Raw genomic sequence first — 21715 nt, 5'->3', positions numbered from 1 at the left:
TGTAAATGCGGAAGGGAAGGTGTGCCTCATGACCAATCAACCAGAAGAAATGAAAAACGAAGTGGTCTTTGATGAAGATAGCTTGCGTGAATTACTTTTAAAAGAAGATATCCAGTCATTTAGACAAGAATACTTAGCCCTTCATCCATATGACAGAGCAATTTTTTATGAAGAAGTCAGTCCCGAACTTCGAGAATTGATGTATTTTTACTTATCACCAAAAGAACTTGCTGAGATTTTCGAGACAAGTGAAATTGAAGAAGACGAATACAAAGAGTTCCTTGAGGAGATGGACGCGACTTATGCCGCAGAAATGATCTCGTATATGTTTGTGGATAATGCGGTTGATGTCCTGAAAGAACTTGATAAAAAGCAAGTCGTCAGCTATCTGACACTGATGGATCAAGAGGCGGCAATTCAGATTAAAGCCCTTCTACATTATGAAGAGTACACAGCCGGATCGATCATGACGACAGAATTTGTTACGGTTCCTGAGAATTCAACTGTACGTTCTGCTATGACGATTCTGCGCAGTGAAGCACCCAGTGCGGAGACTATTTACTATGTCTTTGTCGTCGATGATCATCAGCGTCTGAACGGCGTTGTGTCATTGCGTGATCTCATTATTGCAGATGAAGATACGATTATCCGTGATATTATGAGCGACCGAATTGTCAGTGTATCTGTTTCGGATGATCAGGAAGATGTAGCCAGAACAATTCAGGACTATAATTTCCTGGCCGTTCCTGTTGTCGATTTTCAGCAACATATTTTAGGAATCATCACAGTCGATGATATTATTGACGTCATAGACGAAGAAGCTTCCGATGACTATTCCAAACTTGCCGGTGTATCGACAATGGATACATTTGATAAAAACTCTCTTTCCGCAGCAAAGAAAAGGATTCCTTGGCTGATTACATTGATTGTACTCGGCATGCTGACGGCAAATTTAATTGATTTATTTACGGAAACTATTTCTCAAGTAGCTCTGCTGGCAGTCTTTATTCCGCTGATTGCGGGTACTGCAGGGAACAGCGGTACGCAGTCGTTAGCCGTTGCTGTCCGGGGTATTGCTACACGGGATATTGAAGATGAAAGCAAGCTGAAATTACTGATAAGAGAAGCAGGCACCGGGCTGATTACGGGGTTAGTCTGTGCAATATTTGTTGTATTGCTGATATTTGTGTGGAAACATGAATTAGTCATTGCTCTGCTCGTAGGTACAGCTACACTAGTGTCGATCTTTGTTGCTACAATATCGGGATCATTCATTCCGCTGTTCATGCATAAGATCAAAGTTGATCCGGCAGTGGCCTCCGGACCCTTTATCACCACATTGAATGACGTTATCAGTATCATCATCTATTTAGGCCTGGCTACAGCATTTATCAGCTCCTTGTGAGCGGTAAATGCTTTTTTTATGGTGCAGGATTTCGCAACCGGAACGTTAGGCTAATTGCTTACATATGCTAAACGAAAAGGATGTGAATGATATGCGTAAGGAAGAACCGCTGCTGTTTATTCAGAACCCGGTCATTCGAAAATTCATCTATACGCCTGCAGTGGAAGAAGAAAGCACGTCAATTTTTGAAATGGAGAATGTACGGGAGGATGTGCAGGAGGACGTTCGGCCGGAGACTGAAGAGGTAATAGAAGAACAGCCGTCTGCAGTCAATTTGAATATTCAGCACAGCTTGGATTTTTTGAATCATTCATTTCGTAAAGAGCTCTACCAGCCGATTGAAATCGTAACAGAAGAAGGAGTCAATAAAGGGAGGATTCTTGAAATAAAGGATGGATACCTGTCCATGCAGGAAAATGATGAGACAATTTCAATTGAGATCAAGGACATTCAAGAAATAAAATGGAAACAGCAATCATTCGTTATATAACAAGTAAAAGGCGAACCCATTACGGGTTCGCCTTTTGTATCGCATTGCAAGCGGTACTGGTTAAGAATTAATCTTCGTCACAGAAATCAATAAAGACGTCATCTATACATTGGACACCGCAGAAACAGTTCAAGTCGACAGTTAAACAAGTATTAGTTGGTCCGAAACCGTCTACTTGGCAAATTTTCTCATAACAAATTTTTCCGTTGTTAGTGATGTCGAATGGACGATTGTTTTTCAAAGGCTGTAAAACTTGAATCGTAGCACAGCAAGAGTCGAATACTTTCTGCACTCGGAAGAACACAGATACACAGCTTGTTGATGCCGGCTGAGGATTTGGTCTTCTGCCGCCGATTTCATCATCAGCTGAGCCTCTTGGATTTGGAGGATATGGACGATTGCTTTTACCGCCGCGGAATACCGCTTTAAAATAATCTCCATTGCCTGTCAATAAACTGAACACACGCGTATTGACGCGGCCGCGGGCTGGGCTGACTAAACTGCCGAGCGGAGCCATAAAGCAATCCGTATCACATTCTACACAATCCACCTCCGGACTAGTACTCTGGACGCGCTTGATGAAACGTAATACCTCACAAATACAATTGGACTTACTGCAACAGCCGTGATGATCTCTTCCACTTTCTGTTCTTTCACATCCCACTAAATCCACCTCCTGTTTGTCTTTCTCTATACTTTATGCCTGGTGGAGCAGGATGACAGGGCGTTTGCACAGGGATGCATAAATCAACTTGATTTATTCCATACTGTCTGGAAAGGAGGAGATATCCTTGAAACGAATAAATTTACTGCTCATTGTACTCATTTTATTGGCGGGATGCAGTGAACTTGGAACGAAAGTGGAGAATAATACGGATTATCAGAAGGAGCAGCTGGAGAAGATTTTGAAAGCGGATGATCATGTTAAATTGGCGGTTGCCCTTATTCATGAAAAAGAGATTATCGCAGGCATACGGGTGAATACTTTTTCCCGCTTCCAAAAGAAAAAAATTGCCGCTGATTTGAAGAAGAAGATTGAAAAAGCGTACCCTGATTTGAATGTCACTGTTTCCGCAGACAGTAAAGTGCTTCTAGAGACAGAAAAACTGATGGATAAAAAGGAAAAAGATCAATACGGAAAGAAGATAAAGGAAATTAAATCCATTGTAAAGGAGCAAACTTGATGGAACAACAAAAGTATGCCCATTTAGAGAAAGAACTATCACCCAAAACACCTCTTCTTAAAAATATCGTCAGGGCTTTTTTGACAGGCGGATTGATTTGTCTTATCGGCCAATTTATCGCTCTCTTCTATATAACCTATTTTGATTTTACCGAACGCACGGCAAGTAATCCGACTGTAGCGACTATGATCTTTATTTCCATGCTGCTGACCGGGTTTGGTCTGTATAAAAAGATTTCGCAATTTGGCGGAGCGGGCGCAGCTGTCCCTATTACGGGTTTCGGCAATGCTGTCGTCTCTTCTGCGATTGAGCATAAGTCGGAAGGATACGTGCTCGGAGTTGGCGGAAATATGTTCAAACTGGCGGGTTCCGTCATTTTATTCGGCGTATTCTCGGCGTTTGTAGTGGCACTGATTAAAACTATTTTAGTGAAATTTGGTGTCGTGTCATGGTGAAGAATGGCACGCTGACTTTTTCAACTAAACCAAGCATTCATTCAGCCGGGGTGACAGCAGGTCCTTTAGAAAATAAGAAAAGCATTTTTGCCAAGCAATTTGATAAAGTGTACGAAGATGAAAGATGTGATTTACCGACCAATGAAGACGGCCACAGTCAATTGATGTACGATGCAGTAATGATTGCGCTGAGCAAAGCTAAAAAAGATGTGCAGAAAATAGACTTCTTTCTGACGGGTGACTTAGTAAACCAGATGACTCCTTCGAATTTCACGGCGCATTCACTGGAAATCCCGTACATAGGATTATTTTCGGCCTGTGCTACGTCTGTTTCTTCCATGATTACAGGCGCGCTGTTCACAGAAGCGCAGCAGGCAAACTGGATAGTGGCCGGTTCTTCAAGCCAGCATAATGCAATCGAAAGGCAGTTTCGCTACCCTTTGGAGTACGGTTCTCAAAAAGGAGCGACTGCCCAGTGGACGGTTACGGCAGCAGGAGCTGTGCTGATCGGTAAAAACAAACCCGGATTTCCGTCAATTACATGTGCAACAGTCGGAAAGGTAGTAGATATGGGAATGACGGATCCCTTGAATATGGGATCGGCGATGGCGCCTGCGGCAATGGCTACATTATCCAGTCATTTGACGGGTCACGGAAAAACCATTGACGACTATGACACGATCATTACAGGTGATTTAGGCAGCAACGGTTTCAAAATCTTTAAAGCTCTGGCGAATGAAGCCGGACTGCCGCATACGAAAAACTTCCGGGATGCCGGAGAAGAGTTTTATGGAAAAGACCCTTCATTTATGGCCGGTGCCAGCGGATCAGGCTGTTCGGCTGCTGTTTTCTTTTCCGATGTCTATGGAAAGCTCTGTGCAGGCGAGTATCAGCGGGCACTTCTGATAGCAACAGGTGCACTGCTGTCCCCGTTGTCCTATCAGCAAGGTGATTCGATTCCTTGCATCGCGCATGCAATAGAAATAACTGCAGGCGAGGTGGCGGAATGATATCCATTTATATTACCTCTTTTATAGTAGGAGGCTTAATTTGTGTCATTGGACAGCTGCTGATGGATGTGGGGAAACTCACTCCTGCCCATACATTATGTACGCTCGTCGTCACGGGATCGATTCTTGACGGAATTGGCTGGTATGAGCCACTGATTGATTTTGCAGGTGCCGGTGCAACTATTCCTATCACTTCATTTGGCAATGCATTGACACACGGCGCGCTGGCGGAAGCTGAAAAACATGGTTTAATCGGGGTAGTCACCGGCATGTTTGAAGTAACCAGTTCAGGTATCAGCGCAGCGATTATTTTTGGTTTGATCGGCGCCCTGCTTTTTACGTCAAAAGGAAATGTATAAATACAAAACGCCCTCTCCATTTCTTACTTCTCTGCATACGATAGAGAAGAAGGAAGGAGGGGTTTTTATGTTTGGTTGCTATCCATCTTACGGTCCGGGTCAAGGTCCAGGTTATGGCGGCGGAGGCTGTGGAGAACGGTATGGCGGTTCTTCATTCGTTTTAATTGTCGTTTTGTTTATTTTGCTGATCATCGTTGGCAGAAGTTATTTCTGCTGATTATCGCGGACAAAAGCGGTATCTAAGGAGGAGTTCTGAGAATGAATGATTCATTTTTTCGCAAAATAGAATCCAAGACAGGCGTCCCGATGGAAGAAGTATTTGCTTTAGCCAACGCTATTCAATTTGCTGATTTTAAGGATGAACACCAAGTACGAAAGATCGTACAAAAAGTGGGGCAGGTAGCGAGAAAAGATGTACCGCAGCATGTCGAAGATGAATTGGTCAACTCGATCATCCAAAGCGGAAAAGGACTGAATATGAACGATATAACGAAGATGCTCGGCGGCAATTAATTAAATTTTCAAAAACAGGTTTAAGGCCGATATGAAATGGATATACTATAAACAAAGAATACATTCTTAGGAGGTGCACGTCATGGGATATATTTTACCGATCCAGCCGTTTCAGTCACAGCAATACGCCGAACGAATGAATAATGAACGTCATAACTTTGCTTATATCGGCCGGGTAAGTCCGGTACGTCTTCAAAATGAAGAATCAAGCTATTGGGAAGACATATTAGAAGACGAGGATCGACAGCGTAGAGAACAAATGGAAGAACGGAACATGAAGCGTCGTGTACCTCGACCATTAGTGAAAAAAGGACCCATAGCTCCCAATCCAGCTCAATTATCACCAGAGATTGCTGAAGTGGTCGGAAAAGGTCTAGCCGTAAACGCGTATGTGTGAGAAATCTAAAATACCCCTGTCAGCTGCTTGCTGACAGGGGTATTTTAGTTTCTTTTCAGTCGTATTTCAGAATTTTTTCCATAGCACGATGGGGGATATCAGCATCCATGAACTCCGGTGAGGTCACGGCATATCCTAGTTTTTCATAGAAAGGCACGGCATAGGATTGTGCGTTCAGCAGAAGTTTTTTCATGGAGTTTTCCCTCGCATGTTCTTCCAGCGTATTCATAATCATATTACCGAAATGTTTGCCGCGGTGTTCCGGCAGTACGCATATTCTTTCGATCTTGCCATGTGCATTGACGAGACCCCGCATACGGCCGGCACCAATCGGTTGATCTTTTTCATCATATACGACAAAATGTGTTGCGTCTGTATCATACTCGTCCAATTCTAAATGCAAAGGCACTCCCTGCTCATCCACGAAAACTTTTCTGCGGACAGCGAATGCATCCTGCCTTCCCTGCTCATCTGTAACGATCTTCACTGTAATCAGCAAATCAAGCATCCCGGTCCAGTCGGAAAGTTTCATACACTGTCCATGAACCATCCTCCAGTTGATAGAGTAAATGGATCCGGTCGATAACTTCAGAATAATCGACACCAACCATTTTTAACTGGTTGATGACATCATCGTGCTCGCCTGAAGTAAGATTTTGTGCAATCGTAACATGCGGTACAAAGGCGTAATTGGATTCAGCGTGATAGAAATTGGAGTTTAAGTCTTTGTGTAAATTAAGCAACTCATCGTTCGGCGTAACCTTGAAGTAAATCGTATTCGTAGTCGGAGCGAATGAGCTGACTTTTGTAACATTTAACTCAAAAGGACTGTTTTTAATCGTAATTTCTTTTAAAGCCTTTGCTACTTCTTCAATTTCCTCGTCATTCGCTTCAAACGGTTCTTTCAGCGTCATATGCGGTGTGATGAGTGAGTAATGCGGGTCGTACCGCTTGCGGTAGCCGTTTGCCAAGTCTTGAAGTTTCTTTGTAGGAAATGCAACAATACCGTATTTCATTTAAGATTACCTCCTCGTGAATTGTTTCATTTATAGTCCATCTATTCCATTATATCAGAAAATAGCCTAACTTGTCTTCAATAACTCTAGATACTGTTAATTTGTAAGAGTGCGCGGCGGATGTCAGGCTGCCAGGATTTCCATGTGTGACCGCCTTCAAGTTCCTCATAGAAATAAGGAAACCCCTTCTTTTCGATCAGCTCGTGAAGTTCGCGGTTCGGAGTTAAAAAGTCCAGTCTGCCGTCTGCGGTTGTCGGGACGTAGGTCTCTTCTTTTCCGATTACATGATAAATGGACAGGGCTGCCGGATTTTTTATAGATTCTACTGCTTCGAGTATCTGTTCATTCACAAATGGGGAATGCAGCACAACTTTGCCGAAACAATTAGGATACTTTGCAGCTGTCAGCAGAGAAATGGAAGCGGCCAATGAATCACCGATCAGCATCCGGCCTGCACCCATTTGGTATGTTGGATAGCTTTCATCAATATACTGAATTAACTCATGTGCAAGGAAACGGATATAAGCTTGGTGGCGGTCGCCTTCCGGATGATACATTCGTCTGCGTTCGGCAACTGTTTTATAAGGAATCCCCACGATGATAGCCGGTTCAATCAATTCCTCCTCCATTAATTCATCTGCGACACGTCCGATTCGGCCAAGCTGAAAATAATCCTTTCCGTCAGATGCGATGATGACATTATGCTTGTATAAAGGGGAGTAGCGGGAAGGTAAATACAGCAGCAATTCCATTTCTTCCTGCAGTTCCTTGCTGTAAAAGCGAATTTCTTCTATCTTGCCAGGGTTCATTTTGTACGACCTCCAGAAATAATGTACACTAAGTAGATATCATACCGATAACTAACAGTGAAATGCCAGTGAAAAAAGTTATTGGCAGGAAAGAGAGGGGATATTATATGGTTGCAGGTAAAAATATTGTTCATTCAGATATCGTAACGGCTGCTGCGAAGGATGCGTTGATCCGCCGGGGAGTCAAAATTGAGGATATCGCAAAAATCGTTTATGAAATGCAGGTGCCTTATAATAAAGGGCTGTCTTTGGATCAGTGTATTGATTCGGTTGAAAATGTTTTGCGCAAGCGGGAATTACAGCATGCAATTCTGGTCGGCGTAGAATTGGACGAAATTGCGGAAAGAGGCCAATTATCTGCCCCGCTGCAGCAAATTGTGGAGTCGGATGAAGGTCTGTTCGGAGTAGATGAGACGATTGCGCTGGGAGCGGTTTATACATACGGCTCTATCGCAGTTACGACTTTCGGTCATCTGGATAAGAATAAAATTGGTATCATTAATGAACTGGATACGAAAAAAGGAATTGGTATCCACACATTCCTGGATGATCTGGTGGCAAGTATAGCAGCGTGTGCAGCTTCAAGAATTGCGCACAGAACCCGCGATTTGCAGGAAGCCGGACTGACTTTCGAAGACGTCCGGAACGGTGACGGTCAATAATCAAATGAACGCACAGGCGCTGCCCAATGCAGATCTGTGCGTTTTTTATATAGGCATCAGTAATAATAGTTCTTCAACAGCTGCTCACAGCGTACGTCGATCTATAGCACCGAAGTGAGTTCAAACTGCAAACACACACCTCATTCAAACTTCCTGCAAAGCCGAGCACCGAACCCACGCTAATTAAATCCATACTTAGAAAAAACTGAATGACATTTATTACACTGCGCCTCGAAAGGACAACTGCAAGGAAGTCGAACTTATTAACTATGAAATTATGAAATATATTGACATTCTGAAGCGCTTTCATGGTAGAATGAATTTGTCTATGACGACTACTAGAAAAAAGGGGAGATTGTGACATGAAGAAAAAATCTATTCGCCTTTTGGCACTGGTTTCTATGCTTGCTCTTCTTGTTTTAGCAGCTTGCGGTACCGACAAAGCAGCTGACGGAGACAAGGACACGAGTGCTGGAGATGGAAACAAAGATGAAGGCAAGACCGAACAAGAATACAAATTCCTGAGCTTGTTAACAGGCGGAACACAAGGAACTTATTATCCATTAGGCGGTTCATTTGCTGAATTTATCGGAGAAGAAACAGGCATCAAAACAACAGCTGAAGTTTCTCAGGCATCAGCTGCAAACATGACAGCGCTTAAAGACGGCGACGCTCAAATCGCGTTCGTTCAGACTGATATCGCGTATTATGCTTCAAAAGGTGAAATGATGTTTGATGGAGAAGTAATCGACGAAGTATCTGCAGTCGGTAACTTATATCCTGAGACTGTTCAATTGGTTACATTGAAGAAGAACAACATCACAACATTTGAAGATTTAAAAGGTAAAAGTGTTTCTGTAGGAGCTCCAGGTTCAGGTACTTACGCGAACGCTGAGCAATTACTTGAAATCCACGGTCTTTCAATGGACGACATTAAGCCTCAGAACCTGGACTTCGGTGAGTCACAGGAAAGTCTGCAGGCTGGCCAGATCGACGCTGCATTCATCACTGCAGGTACGCCAACAGGTGCGGTTGAAGGTTTGAACGCAGTTGCTGAAGTATTCATCGTACCAGTTGAAGATGCAAAAGCAGACGAGTTAATCGAAAAATATCCATACTATGCAAAAGAAGTTATCCCGTCCGGAACTTACGGTTCAACGGAAGATACTCCTGCAGTTTCTGTAGGTGCAATGCTTGTCATGCAAAATGATATTTCTGAAGAGCTTGGCTACCAGATCACAAAAGCAATCTATGAGAATGCTTCTAAGATCCAGCACGCTAAAGGCGCTTTGATCAAAGCGGAAAACGGTTTGGACGGTATTGGTATTCCAGTACACCCGGGCGCACAGAAGTACTTTGATGAAGTAAAATAAGCGAACGTATCAGGTGTTTGAGATGAGGGACAGGGACGGTAAAGCAAAATGCTTTGTCCGTCCCCTTCTTCATTCTTAATTGTGAAAATAGGAAGGGATAAGCGGATGAAATCTCTGAAAAACATTCTTCTGCTGGCGGCCCTGCCGGTTGGTGCCGGGTTGATTTTTTTGTTTTATCCATTTAAAGAAGTAATTGTACTTGAAGAAGTACGGAGCGAAAAACCGACATCTTACTTTCTTTCATTACATACAGACCGCCATTTCCAAGTAAATTATATTCACTCCATTCACTTGTCCAATGTGAAAGAGCAATATAAAATAACTGAAAATGAGAAGCTCCGTTTCGAATTTATGCAGTATGAAGACGTAGCCATCGGATTGCCCGGTTACGCAGAAAAAGGCGAAACTTTAGAGGTTGAAGATGGTATTTATACGCTTACATTCGAAGATCGTGTGATTGATTCTTTTGTTCTGTATGTAGGCAGAGTGAATACCGACTTGTCTTTACGCTACGAACAGAGGGATTATCACTTAAAGGATCATCTTCAAAAAGGTCAATCCTATGATTTTCATGTAACAAAAGTATCGAATTTTGAGTGGTTGAGAGGAGTCAGAATAGATGGCGAGAAACAAGGATAGGGAAGAAGAAATTTCGAAAATGTCTGATGAAGAGATGAGTACGCTTTCAGAACAGGAACAGCTGGAAATTCTTCAAAAATATGATCCTGAATCCAATACACGAGATTTAAAAGGAATTTTAAGCAAAATAGTGTTTTTTGGCTTACTGGCATTTTCTATTTTTCAGTTATACACAGCGATCGGTAAACCATTTACTGCGCAAATCCAACGTTCCATTCACTTGGGATTTGCGTTGTCGCTAATCTTTTTATTGTTCCCTGCGAGAAAGAAAATTGGTATACGCCGTGATAAAGTGCCGTTTTACGATATTATTTTATCATTGCTCGCTATTGTTGTGGGCTTATACTGGCCTTTATTTATGGATGATCTAGTTTACCGTGTCGGGCGGGTGTCCGATATTGATTTGATTATAGGTATACTGGCAATACTATTGACACTGGAAGCAGCAAGACGTGCTGTAGGTCTGCCAATCACGATAATTTCCGTTGCATTCTTGATCTATGCTTTCTTCGGTCCGTACTTCCCAGGGTTCCTAGCCCACCGAGGACAAAGTGTAGAAAACCTGGTCCAATTAATGTTCTTTACAACAGACGGAATCCTCGGTACACCGATCAGTGTATCCGCGACCTTCATTTTCGTATTCCTGTTGTTTGGGGCCTTCTTGGTGAAGACGGGAGTAGGGAACTATTTCAATGATTTGGCGGTTGTGTTAGCCGGCCGTCTGACCGGGGGACCTGCAAAAGTTGCCATCTTCTCCAGTGCCCTGCAAGGAACGATTTCGGGTAGTTCTGTAGCGAACGTTGTCGGGTCCGGTTCTTACACGATTCCAATGATGAAAAAGCTTGGTTACCGCAAAGAATTTGCCGGCGGAGTTGAAGCGGCAGCTTCGACAGGCGGACAGATTATGCCGCCGATCATGGGGGCAGCAGCATTCCTGATGGTTGAGTTCATTGGCGGAGTAACATACTGGGAAATTGCGAAAGCAGCAGCGATCCCGGCGTTATTGTACTTTACAGGAATTTGGATTATGACGCACTTTGAAGCGAAACGTGTTGGATTGGCGGGAATGGATGCTTCCCAGATTCCAAATAAGAAAGAAACGCTGAAGAAAATATATCTGCTGCTTCCGATTCTAGGGATTATCGTGTTTTTATTAGCAGGTATACCTACGATGAAAGCGGCGTTATTAGGTATCGTTTTGACGATTGTTGTCAGTTCAATCAGTAAAGAAACGAGAATTGGAATTCGTGATATGATTCAGGCGCTTGTTGACGGGGCACGAACAGCATTGGCTGTCGCAGCTGCGACTGCTTGTGCGGGGATCATTGTTGGAGTTGTCGTGAAAACAGGGTTGGGATTAAGTCTGGCAACCGGTTTGATTTCAGCTGCCGGCGGTAATATATTCCTGACGTTATTCTTTACGATGTTAGCTGCGATCATTTTAGGAATGGGATCGCCTACAACTGCAAACTATGTTATTACGTCTACAATTGCAGCACCGGCAATTATTACCCTGCTGATGCTTGATATGCCGCCTGGCGCAACTGTGCCAATCGTGGTGGCTGTCTCTGCACACTTATTCGTGTTCTATTTCGGTATCATTGCCGATATCACGCCGCCGGTGGCACTTGCCGCATTTGCAGCGTCTGGGATTTCGGGCGGAGATCCGATCAAGACAGGTGTGACATCTGCGAAACTGGCAATTGCCGCCTTTATCATTCCGTATATGTTCGTATTTAATCCCGCGATGCTGATGCTGGATTCGAGTGTTACGGAAATTGTATGGGTGACCTTTACAGCGATTGTGGGAATGGTGGCGATTGGAGCCGGGATGATTGGTTTTTGGTATCTTAAATTAAACTTGATCATGCGAATCGTGACAGTAGGTACTGGGATGCTGTTGATTTATCCAGAAACCTTAACAGATATTATTGGTTTAGTGCTATTCGCTATCTTGATGGCATGGCAGTTTATTAGTCATAAAAAACAAAACCCGTCCAATATGGTAACGGACTAACATAAAAAACTTGTCTGATTAACTGAAAAGTTGAGCAGACAAGTTTTTTTATCAATTGAAATACGAAGTATCTGAATAAATAAATAAGCGCATAAATTAATTTGTGAGTATTGAACTATTTACGTTAATACGTAAGATAGCTTGCTAGTCTAGTTATGTCAGCTGTAAAGTGGAAACGAATGAAATCAAACATAATAATGTATGAAAGTCAACAAGCCGAAGGTCTATAATTAACTAAATTCATTTTGGACTAATTACGCAGTTTTGCCCAAGCTGATTCTGTCTATACTATATATAAGCAAAACGATAACAAATACTGAACTACATACCGCCAATGAAAAAAAGCTTTTTAAAAAAGGAGTGTATCAACTATGGAGAATCAAGACATCTGGTTTGAAAATTTATTTGAAGGTCATTTAGCACACGGGATTAATAAAGAACGAATCAGCGAGTTGGATCATGAAGAATTTTTGTATTTTGAGCAGGCGCAGTCAGAAGAATCTGTAACACATATGCAGTAAGCGAAAAGGAGTGTTTCAACTGGCAAATGTAAAAGTGGTATATGAAAGTCGGTAATTTTTCTGCGCAGATCAGGGAAATTACCGATTTTTAATTTGTCTATTTACAATGAATGAAGAAGATGCTATTATAGTATTTGTGCTTATACAAGATGACTTGTTTATCACAGTATGCACATAGCAGTTCAATTCGATTCCTTAGCTCAGCTGGGAGAGCGCCACCTTGACAGGGTGGAGGTCGCTGGTTCGAGCCCAGTAGGAATCATAGGTGCCAAACCTAAGTTAATTACCGTCGGAACAACGGTTTTTAACAATAAGAGACCCTATTAGGCCGGATGCCTAGGGGTCTCTTTTCTATATTATAATGAAAAAATTATTGTTCCTCAAAATAAAATCTGCACAAAAAACGGTTCTCGACTAATTAGGGGTTTCGTTGCTCGACTTTGCAGGAAGTTTGAATGAAGTGTGAGTTTGCAGTTTAGACCTGCTTCGGCGCCGGGGGATTGCCTTACGCTATGAGCCTACTGGCGAAAAGCGTGCATCACTGCCTTAATTTCTGCAAAGAACGCAGAAATTAAGGCAAAGCGAACCCTTAGCTGTTCGCTTGGCTCACCGAGGGCCCGCAGGACACGCGTCCGCCTGGAACGCAGGGAAACGGTCACTTCCCACTTACCATATACTCTACAATTACAGTCAAATCTCAAACTGCTCAGGTAATAGAATGTCAACCACATGTATTGGTAAAGAGCCTTAATTAAAAAATGTATAAAACATTTCCACGTCGGAGGTTAATTTTATGAAAAGAAAACAACAAAAATCTAACACAACGGAATACACTGTTCAGGAACAGGCCGAGCTGCTGCCGTTTTTACTGCAAGTTATGTCAAAAAGCAGCCGGAATTCTGTTAAATCCGTTTTGACGCGCGGTCAGGTCATGGTGGACGGCCAAACAGTAACACAGCACAATCATTCTTTACAGCCGGGCCAGAAGGTTGAAATACAAAGTAATAAAGCCGCTCTCAACGTGTCCAAATTAGCAGGCGTATCCATTCTGCATGAAGATGACGATATCATCGTGATCAATAAGGAGGCGGGAATGCTTTCTGTTGCTTCTAATACAAGAGAACAGGAGATGACCGCATATCGGCAGGTAACGGAATATGTACGTAGAATTCATCCTGAAAACAGGATTTTTGTGGTGCACAGACTGGATAAAGACACATCAGGCGTGATGATGTTTGCCAAGAATGAAAAAGCTCAGCAAACGCTGCAAAATTCTTGGAATGAGTCAGTAAAGGAGCGGATGTATACCGCGCTGGTACAAGGCAAAGTGAGGAGTGCTTCAGGCACAATCGATTCCTGGTTAACTGAAAACAGTGCGTTCAAAGTCTATTCGAGCCAGTATGATAATGGCGGACAGCGCGCAATCACTCATTATAAAAGAATTCAGGCTAATAAAGAGTGTTCATTGCTGGAAGTTTTGCTTGAGACAGGACGGAAAAATCAAATTCGCGTGCATATGGAAGAAATAGGTCACCCTGTGTTGGGCGATAAGAAATACGGATCAACGAGTAATCCGCTGCGAAGATTAGGTCTTCATGCGACGGCATTGTCCTTCCTGCACCCGCGGACTGGTGAATTAGTTCGATTTGAAGCGGCAGTCCCGGCGATGTTTATCACTCGATCAAAATAAATATTTCACATTGCAGTCCTCGCAGAAGATCTATGCCTGCGAGGACTTTTTTTTATCGCGTTATTCAAATAATCATTTGATTAACCTGATTGACAATAATAATTGGATTGAATATACTGAAAGTAATCAATCAAACGAGTGATTGAATGTTCTTTGTAACTGAGCATGGATGGAGGGGCTGGTTGAATGGCTACTGAGAAAAACGTATATCGTCTGCAAAATTTATCATGCACAAGCTGTGCGGCGAAATTTGAAAAGAATATTCGGCAGATCGTTTCAGTGGAAGATGTGCAGCTTAATTTTGGAGCATCCAAACTGACTGTTGCCGGAGATGCTTCGATTTCGCAGTTGGAAGAAGCGGGCGCATTTGATGGTATTAAAGTATTCCCTGAAAAACAGCGGATTATTAAACAGCATGTGCCGTTTTGGCAGAAGCGTGAAAATCAGACGACGATTGCCGCGCTTGTTCTGCTGGTGGCAGGATATGCTGTTTCTTCAGTCAATGGAGGGAATACGTGGCTGTCAATCGGACTTTTTGCGCTGGCGATTCTAATCGGCGGCTATAGTCTGTTAAAAGAAGGGCTGCTGAACCTCACTAAGTTAGAGTTTGACATGTCAACATTGATGACGATTGCGGTTATCGGGGCGGCTTTAATTGGTGACTGGGCAGAAGGAGCCGTTGTCGTATTCCTGTTTTCAGTCAGTGAGGCACTAGAAAGCTATTCCATTGATAAAGCGAGAAGTTCCATCAGCTCACTTATTGAAATTGCTCCTTCCACAGCCACCGTGCTGCGAAACGGCAAGGAATTTGAAGTGGAAGTAGAAAATCTTCAAATCAATGATGTGATTCTGATTAAACCGGGTCAAAAGATTGCGATGGACGGCGAAGTGATACAAGGAGATTCATCTGTTAATCAGGCGGCTATCACCGGAGAATCCGTGCCGGTGCATAAAGTGCCCGGTAATGAAGTTTTCGCCGGCACGCTCAATGAAGAGGGGTCGCTGCAAGTGCGAGTGACGAAGCTCGCGGAAGATACGACGATTGCAAAAATCATTCATTTGGTGGAAGAGGCACAGGCGGAAAAAGCACCGACACAGCAGTTTGTCGATCGCTTTGCAAAATATTATACTCCGGCTATCCTGGTGATTTCTTTATTGATTATGATTATTCCGCCGCTGGCAATGGGCGGTTTATGGAGCGAATGGTTCTATAAAGGCCTTGTCGTTTTGGTAGTCGGCTGCCCATGTGCGCTGGTCATCTCGACTCCTATCGCCATTGTCACAGCGATAGGGAATGCGGCGCGCAACGGTGTGCTGATTAAAGGCGGTATTCATCTGGAGGAAACGGGACAGATTACAGTCATCGCATTTGATAAGACAGGGACTTTGACAGAAGGACGCCCCGAAGTGACGGATATTGTATCGGTTTCTTCATTGACAGAAGAGGAACTGCTGTTGCAGGCAGCTTCTATCGAAAAGTTTTCTCAGCATCCGCTTGCCACATCCATTATGCGTGCAGCGGAAAAGTTGCCGAACCGCCTGACAGAAGCAGAAAACTTCCAGTCGATTACGGGCAAAGGCGCAAAAGCAGATCTGGACGGCAGGCTGGTCTATGTCGGCAGTCCAAATCTGTTCAAAGAGCTGAATGAAATGGAATCAGTTTATGAACAACAGATACTTGAGCTGCAGCAGCAAGGCAAGACGGTCATGATGGTCTGGTCGGAAACAGGTCTTGACGGCATGATTGCTGTGGCGGATCAGGTCCGCAAAAGCAGTCTGTCAATCATTGAAAAGCTGCATCATATGGGGATTGAAAAAACCGTCATGCTGACAGGCGATAATCAGTCCACTGCTGCCGCAATCGGCAGACAATTAGGGCTGTCTGAAGTGAAAGCAGAATTGATGCCGGAAGATAAGGTAGCGATGATTCACTCACTTGGGCAATACGGCAAAGTGGCAATGGTGGGAGACGGAGTCAATGATGCACCTGCTTTGGCGAGTGCGAATATCGGAATCGCCATGGGCGGTGCAGGAACAGATACAGCACTCGAGACGGCAGATATCGCATTGATGGCGGATGATCTGGAAAAACTGCCGTACACGATTGAACTCAGCAAGCGCACAAGGCAAGTCATTCTGCAGAATATCTCAATAGCACTCGGTTTAAAAGTAATCGCTTTATTGCTGATCATCCCCGGATGGCTGACATTGTGGATGGCGGTAATGGCTGATATGGGCGCTACGGTGATTGTTGTATTAAATTCTTTACGCTTGATGAGAAGCAAATGATAACAAAACATCTGCGCTAAAATCTGTGCTTGGCAACCCGTCACGTGCAGCAGTGTGTGGATTTAGTGGCGTGGTGACGATGCACGACTTTTTATGTAGTTTGAATGAGGTATGAGTTTGCGGTTTAGCCCTGCTCCGGCGCTGGGGGATTGCCTTACGCCATGAGCCTACTGGCGAAGAACGCGCCAGCAGTCTCATGGCAACGGCCGACCCCGCAGTTGCGCCTTCGCTGATTTGAAGTATGAACATCATGCTGCCTTTTTACGGAGTGCGAGTTAGTTGGTGTGTTTTTGTTGCTCGACATTGCAAATGCAATGATAAGAATCTAAGTCATTGCAGATTAAAAAGAATCGCATGAAAATCATACCTTTTATAATAGTCTCAAATAACATGCTCATACTGCTACTCACATAAAAAGTCCTGAAAAACCAGCCTAGTGTACCGGAGTGGAAGACGGCGACTCGGGGAGGATCAGCCCGATAGGATGAGACAACTAAAGGGAGCGAAGCGACCAGTTGGCTCACCGAGGGCCCTCCCGAAAGCGTCCGTCTGAAACGCAGGGAAACGGTCTCCTCTCACTCACGCTAAATTTCGCAATCACAATAAATCTCAACCTGCTCATCAATTAAACTGTCAAGCACACGTTTTCATGAAGACCGCTGACAAAGAACTCCGGACATTTTACATCGTTCGGAGTTTTTTCTTTTGGCCAACATGTTAGAATGAAGGAAGTACGAAAATGAGGAGCGTGGATGATGTGTGCATGACAAAAGAGTACTTGGATATCATCATGAGCAAACAGAAAGCGTATTATGTTTCGGGTGTGACACGCAGTATATCTTTTCGAAAAATGATGTTGCAGAATTTATACGATGCGATTCAGCGTAATGAAAAGAAGCTGATGGAGGCATTGCATAAAGATTTGCGAAAGCCTTCTTTTGAAGCATATGTGACAGAAATCGGATTTGTGTTATCGAGTATTACCCATACTATGAATCAACTAGAAGAATGGATGGCGCCTGAAAAAGCAAAAACGCCGATTCATCTGCAGCCTGCTACCAGTTTTATTGTGAAGGAGCCTTACGGGAGTGTTCTGGTAATTGCGCCTTTCAATTATCCGTTTCAGCTGCTGATTGATCCGTTGATCGGTTCCATTGCAGCAGGGAACTGTACCGTATTGAAACCATCTGAAGATACACCGCATACGTCTGAAGCTGTGGAAAAGTTGATCACGGATACGTTCCCATCTGACTATATTCACCTGGTGCAGGGCAGAAAAGAAGAAACACAGCTATTGCTGCAAGCGCCATTTGACTATGTGTTTTTCACAGGCAGTGCAAATGTCGGTAAAATCGTCATGAAGGCCTGTGCGGAGCGTCTGACGCCTTTAACGCTTGAACTGGGGGGGAAGAGCCCGGCGGTGGTCGATCATACCGCTGATATTAAGAAAGCGGCAGAAAAAATCGTCTGGGGAAAATTCCTGAATAATGGACAGACGTGTGTTGCGCCTGATTATGTTCTTGCAGACACTTCCATCTACAATCAGCTGCTGGAAGAAATGAAGAAGGCGATTAAAAGATTTTACGGTAAAAATGCACAAAACAGCGCAGACTATGGTCGTATCGTCAATGAACGCCATTTTCACCGACTGGCAAACATTCTGGAGGAAGATCAGTCTTATATCTTAGAAGGCGGGCGCACAGATGCGGAAGATTTGTATATCGAGCCGACGATTTTGGGTATATCCGGTTGGGACCGGGCGAGTATGCAGGAAGAAATTTTCGGACCCATTCTCCCGCTTATCCCTTACGATGATCTGGGAGCAGCAATTCAGCAGATCAGCATGCAGCCAAAGCCGCTTGCTGCTTATTTCTTCACAGAAAACGACAATGCCGCCGATCACTTCATCGAGGCACTGCCGTTCGGCGGAGGGTGTATAAACGATACGATTTCACATGTCGGCAATATTCATCTGCCGTTTGGAGGCGTCGGTCCGTCCGGTATGAATCAGTACCACGGAAAAGCAAGTTTTGATACGTTTACTCATTCAAAATCTATGATGAAGAAAAGTACTTCCGTGACGCTGCCGATCGGCTATCCGCCATATAAAGGAAAATTGTCTTTAGTGAAGCGCGTGATCCGATAACGGCAGTGTAATCGTAACGGTGGTTCCCGTACTCTGGAGACTGTCGACCTCCAGAGTGCCTTTATGATCAACAATAATCTTTTTAGAAATGATCATTCCGAGTCCTGTGCCTTCTTCTTTTGTGGAGAAAAACGGCTGGAAAATATTTTCAAGGGTTTCTTTGTCCATTCCTTTGCCGTCGTCCTGGATGCGTATGGAAATTGTATCCTCGCGTACATGCAGCGAAAGATCGATAGTACCCTCCTGCTCAATTGCATCACAGCTATTGGATAAGACATTAGAGAAAACTTGCTTTATTGCAGATTCATTGCCATAAAATGAAAGGTCTCGTTCCGGTAATGAAATGGTCTGCGCGATATGGCGCAGCTCAAATTCTTTTTGAAATTCTTCTATCGTTGTTCTGAGCGTATTTGTTATAGAGAAATAGGTCTGCTTGTGAAGAGTCGGTTCTGACAAGATTAGAAAATCTGACACGATTTGGTTTACTCGCTTGATCTCCATTTCCATAATTTGAGTGAAAGATGTGTAAGGATTCGTTGAGTCCTGATTCATCATTTGAATGAAACCGGTAATCGCTGTCATCGGATTGCGGACCTCATGTGCCACGACAGCTGCAATCATACTCATTGTCTGCAGTCTTTCGATTTCTAATTTATTCTGCTCCAGCTGAAGTCGAGACGTAATATCGCGAGTGACATAGGAAAATGCCATCACTTCATCCTGTTCATTGAAAATCGGCGTCATGCTGATTTCTGCCTGAAAGATTGTTCCGTCCTTCCGCTGTTCTATAACTTGTTCATCAGTGAAGGATTCACCTTGTTTTAATAATTCGCATCGCTGTCTAACTTTTTCTAATTCAGATTCGGGATAAAATTGTATTTTTTTACCGACGCATTCCTCTAATGTCCAGCCGTACAGCTTTTCGAAAGCAGGATTTCCTGTTATCACCCGGTTGTCCAAATCAAAAACAGAAATAGCATCTTGTGATTGTTTGAAAAAAAGGTCAAAATAGTTATAATAACGAGGTTCGTTGATATACTGTGCAGGCATTTTTCTATACCTCCCGAAATATAATCAAAAATTCATCTTATGAAAAACTTTTACATGTAAACAGCAAAGATGATAAAAATTGGTTATATATATTTTACTTCATTTGAAGCTAAAATACATTTATTTTTTGTAGTTATCACGTTTATCTAACAATCTATTGGAGGAAACTATATGAATACGATTGAACTTTTATCCGTCCTGCCTGTTAAAACGATTATAGGAACTGTCCCGGAAACAGTGACAGACTTGGCGGTGGACTCGCGTGCGGTGCAGGACGGAGGGGCGTTTGTCTGCTTGAAAGGCTATACGGTGAACGGCCACCAATTTGTCAAGAATGCATTATTGAGCGGAGCCCGCCTGATTATCGCGAGCGAACCGATTACGGTAGATGAGGAGCGGACAGCTGTCGTTTATGTAGAAGATTCGTCAAAAGCCATTCAGCTTCTAGCGTCCAAGTTTTACGGCTATCCTTCGAAACAAATGAAAATGATCGGCGTAACCGGTACGAACGGCAAGACCAGTGTCGGGAATATTATTCATGATATGCTGCGGCAGTCCGGAGAGGAAACCGCGGTGTCCGGCACGATCGGTTTCAAATTAAATGATATTCTGTATGAAACGGAAAATACAACAACTGACGTGTTAACAACACAGCAAATGATTGCACAGGCTGCGAATGAAGGCTGTAAGTCCATGACAATGGAAGTATCTTCTCACGGTTTGATTGAAGGAAGACTGGCGGGAACAGAATTTGATATTGCCGTTTTTACAAACTTAACGCATGATCATTTGGATTATCATAAAACGATGGAGAATTACAGTGCCGCAAAAGCTTTGTTGTTCGCGCAGCTCGGTCAGCAGCTTGATCAGCAGAAGTTTGCTGTTGTTAATGCGGACGATCCGTGGAGCAGCAAAATGACGGAAGTGACTTCTTTTCCTGTTTTGACGTATGGAATTCGTGTCAAGGCGGCATTTCAGGCAACCTCTATCAACATGTTCTCTGACCGTACAGAGTTCGTGTTGCTTGCGCCGGACGGTACATACCCTGTGACAATGCCGTTAATCGGCGAGTTTAATGTCTATAATGCGCTGGCTGCTGTGGCAGCTCTTTATGCGAAGGGAATGACGTGTGAGGAAATATTGCCTCTGCTCGCTGGCATCTCCACAGTGAAGGGACGTTTAGAGAAAGTCGAAACCTCTTTGCCGCTGACCATTTTCATTGATTATGCTCATTCACCCGATGCGATTGAAAAAGCGATTGCGACGGTGGAACCATTGAAAAAAGATGGCAAACGCCTGCTGTTTTTAATTGGCACGGGCGGAAACCGCGACCGTCTGAAGCGCCCTATAATGGGAGAAAAAGCTGCGGCGGCTGATTATGTAGTCTTCACGACTGATGATCCACGCGATGAGCCGTATGAATCGATTGTTTCCGAATTAAGTGCGAGTATGCCGCATGATCAATATGCGTGCATCGGTGACAGGGAAGAAGCGGTGCGCCACACAATTGAGATGGCAAATGAAGGGGATATCATTATTTTTGCAGGAAAAGGGCATGAAGACTATCAGATTATCGGCCATACGAAATATCCTCATTCCGACGCGGATATTGCATTGGATGAAGCGCGTAAAAAATTCGGCGGAACTTCCGTTAATTCATAAGGTAAGGGCGTATTGATTTTTTTGGCAA

At 43.7% G+C, this 21715-nt stretch carries 23 protein-coding genes and 1 tRNA gene; 19 read left to right on the top strand and 5 right to left on the bottom strand.

All coding sequences use genetic code 11. The features are described 5' to 3' along the window. The first annotated feature begins 28 nt into the window (after positions 1-28). Complete coding sequence (mgtE, locus tag GDZ68_RS02065; protein WP_153720605.1) at positions 29-1405, top strand: magnesium transporter; 1377 nt, start codon at positions 29-31, stop codon at positions 1403-1405. A gap of 91 nt (positions 1406-1496) precedes the next feature. After that, positions 1497-1895: a hypothetical protein gene (locus tag GDZ68_RS02060; RefSeq protein ID WP_153720604.1), complete on the top strand. Its 399-nt coding sequence runs from the start codon at positions 1497-1499 to the stop codon at positions 1893-1895. Positions 1896-1962: 67 nt separating this feature from the next. Here the strand turns inward: GDZ68_RS02060 and GDZ68_RS02055 are convergent, their stop codons facing one another. After that, complete coding sequence (locus tag GDZ68_RS02055; protein ID WP_153720603.1) at positions 1963-2559, bottom strand: CotY/CotZ family spore coat protein; 597 nt, start codon at positions 2557-2559, stop codon at positions 1963-1965. Positions 2560-2686: 127 nt separating this feature from the next. Between GDZ68_RS02055 and GDZ68_RS02050 the strand changes: the two genes are divergently transcribed. From GDZ68_RS02050 to GDZ68_RS02020, 7 genes are all read left to right on the top strand, one after another. Beyond that, positions 2687-3079, top strand: a complete 393-nt coding sequence (locus GDZ68_RS02050; protein WP_194841020.1) for a YhcN/YlaJ family sporulation lipoprotein — start codon at positions 2687-2689, stop codon at positions 3077-3079. Continuing rightward, the gene (spoVAC, locus tag GDZ68_RS02045) at positions 3079-3534 is read left to right on the top strand and encodes a stage V sporulation protein AC (protein WP_153720601.1); all 456 of its coding nucleotides are present in this window, start codon (positions 3079-3081) and stop codon (positions 3532-3534) included. Before GDZ68_RS02050 ends, spoVAC begins: the two co-directional genes overlap by 1 nt. Further along, positions 3528-4544 carry a beta-ketoacyl-[acyl-carrier-protein] synthase family protein gene (locus GDZ68_RS02040; RefSeq protein ID WP_153720600.1) on the top strand — a complete coding sequence of 339 codons (1017 nt, stop codon included), beginning with the start codon at positions 3528-3530 and terminating at the stop codon, positions 4542-4544. Before spoVAC ends, GDZ68_RS02040 begins: the two co-directional genes overlap by 7 nt. Beyond that, on the top strand, positions 4541-4903 hold the full coding sequence (gene spoVAE / locus GDZ68_RS02035) for a stage V sporulation protein AE (RefSeq protein WP_153720599.1): 363 nt from the start codon (positions 4541-4543) through the stop codon (positions 4901-4903). The genes GDZ68_RS02040 and spoVAE overlap by 4 nt, the downstream gene beginning before the upstream one ends. A gap of 67 nt (positions 4904-4970) precedes the next feature. Next, positions 4971-5120 carry a YjcZ family sporulation protein gene (locus GDZ68_RS02030; RefSeq protein ID WP_153720598.1) on the top strand — a complete coding sequence of 50 codons (150 nt, stop codon included), beginning with the start codon at positions 4971-4973 and terminating at the stop codon, positions 5118-5120. Positions 5121-5161: 41 nt separating this feature from the next. Next, positions 5162-5416 (top strand): stage VI sporulation protein F, encoded by a 255-nt coding sequence (locus GDZ68_RS02025; protein ID WP_153720597.1) that lies wholly within the window; start codon positions 5162-5164, stop codon positions 5414-5416. 82 nt (positions 5417-5498) lie between these two features. Continuing rightward, positions 5499-5813, top strand: coding sequence for a hypothetical protein (locus GDZ68_RS02020; RefSeq protein WP_153720596.1), 315 nt, complete (start codon positions 5499-5501; stop codon positions 5811-5813). 55 nt (positions 5814-5868) lie between these two features. Here GDZ68_RS02020 and GDZ68_RS02015 read toward each other — a convergent pair whose 3' ends face one another. The 3 genes from GDZ68_RS02015 to GDZ68_RS02005 all read right to left on the bottom strand — a co-directional run bounded on the left by GDZ68_RS02015 (position 5869) and on the right by GDZ68_RS02005 (position 7638). After that, entirely contained in the window at positions 5869-6309 is a 441-nt protein-coding gene (locus GDZ68_RS02015) for a GNAT family N-acetyltransferase (protein WP_153720678.1), read from the bottom strand. 4 nt (positions 6310-6313) lie between these two features. After that, positions 6314-6829: a YjcG family protein gene (locus tag GDZ68_RS02010; protein ID WP_153720595.1), complete on the bottom strand. Its 516-nt coding sequence runs from the start codon at positions 6827-6829 to the stop codon at positions 6314-6316. Positions 6830-6915: 86 nt separating this feature from the next. Beyond that, positions 6916-7638: an alpha/beta hydrolase gene (locus GDZ68_RS02005; protein WP_153720594.1), complete on the bottom strand. Its 723-nt coding sequence runs from the start codon at positions 7636-7638 to the stop codon at positions 6916-6918. Positions 7639-7745: 107 nt separating this feature from the next. On the opposite strand from GDZ68_RS02005, the gene GDZ68_RS02000 reads away from it, so the two are divergent. The 9 genes from GDZ68_RS02000 to GDZ68_RS01965 all read left to right on the top strand — a co-directional run bounded on the left by GDZ68_RS02000 (position 7746) and on the right by GDZ68_RS01965 (position 18975). Beyond that, positions 7746-8300: a phosphatidylglycerophosphatase A family protein gene (locus GDZ68_RS02000; protein WP_153720593.1), complete on the top strand. Its 555-nt coding sequence runs from the start codon at positions 7746-7748 to the stop codon at positions 8298-8300. Positions 8301-8662: 362 nt separating this feature from the next. Beyond that, positions 8663-9673 (top strand): TAXI family TRAP transporter solute-binding subunit, encoded by a 1011-nt coding sequence (locus tag GDZ68_RS01995; protein ID WP_153720592.1) that lies wholly within the window; start codon positions 8663-8665, stop codon positions 9671-9673. Between the two features lie 105 nt (positions 9674-9778). Continuing rightward, entirely contained in the window at positions 9779-10312 is a 534-nt protein-coding gene (locus GDZ68_RS01990; protein WP_194841019.1) for a DUF1850 domain-containing protein, read from the top strand. Continuing rightward, positions 10293-12329, top strand: a complete 2037-nt coding sequence (locus GDZ68_RS01985; RefSeq protein ID WP_228550969.1) for a TRAP transporter permease — start codon at positions 10293-10295, stop codon at positions 12327-12329. Before GDZ68_RS01990 ends, GDZ68_RS01985 begins: the two co-directional genes overlap by 20 nt. 371 nt (positions 12330-12700) lie before the next feature. Continuing rightward, positions 12701-12850, top strand: a complete 150-nt coding sequence (locus GDZ68_RS18035; RefSeq protein WP_194841018.1) for a hypothetical protein — start codon at positions 12701-12703, stop codon at positions 12848-12850. A 189-nt stretch (positions 12851-13039) separates the two neighbouring features. Continuing rightward, positions 13040-13112, top strand: a tRNA-Val gene (locus tag GDZ68_RS01980). Positions 13113-13643: 531 nt separating this feature from the next. Then, positions 13644-14540 carry an RluA family pseudouridine synthase gene (locus tag GDZ68_RS01975; protein ID WP_153720590.1) on the top strand — a complete coding sequence of 299 codons (897 nt, stop codon included), beginning with the start codon at positions 13644-13646 and terminating at the stop codon, positions 14538-14540. A 186-nt stretch (positions 14541-14726) separates the two neighbouring features. Then, positions 14727-16829 carry a heavy metal translocating P-type ATPase gene (locus GDZ68_RS01970; RefSeq protein ID WP_153720589.1) on the top strand — a complete coding sequence of 701 codons (2103 nt, stop codon included), beginning with the start codon at positions 14727-14729 and terminating at the stop codon, positions 16827-16829. A 757-nt stretch (positions 16830-17586) separates the two neighbouring features. Continuing rightward, positions 17587-18975, top strand: coding sequence for an aldehyde dehydrogenase (locus GDZ68_RS01965; protein WP_153720676.1), 1389 nt, complete (start codon positions 17587-17589; stop codon positions 18973-18975). Here the strand turns inward: GDZ68_RS01965 and GDZ68_RS01960 are convergent. Continuing rightward, entirely contained in the window at positions 18952-20025 is a 1074-nt protein-coding gene (locus GDZ68_RS01960) for a two-component system sensor histidine kinase NtrB (RefSeq protein WP_153720588.1), read from the bottom strand. The genes GDZ68_RS01965 and GDZ68_RS01960 overlap by 24 nt on opposite strands. Positions 20026-20196: 171 nt before the next feature. Between GDZ68_RS01960 and GDZ68_RS01955 the strand changes: the two genes are divergently transcribed. Next, a complete protein-coding gene (locus tag GDZ68_RS01955; protein ID WP_153720587.1) occupies positions 20197-21687 on the top strand; it encodes a UDP-N-acetylmuramoyl-L-alanyl-D-glutamate--2,6-diaminopimelate ligase in 1491 nt (496 codons plus the stop codon). Positions 21688-21715: the final 28 nt, after the last annotated feature.

This window comes from Sporosarcina cascadiensis, from assembly GCF_009650995.1.
GTDB classification, from domain to species: Bacteria; Bacillota; Bacilli; order Bacillales_A; family Planococcaceae; genus Sporosarcina; species Sporosarcina cascadiensis.
The sequence above is the reverse complement of the archived record's forward strand: the minus strand, read 5'-3'. Positions and strand labels throughout refer to the sequence as shown.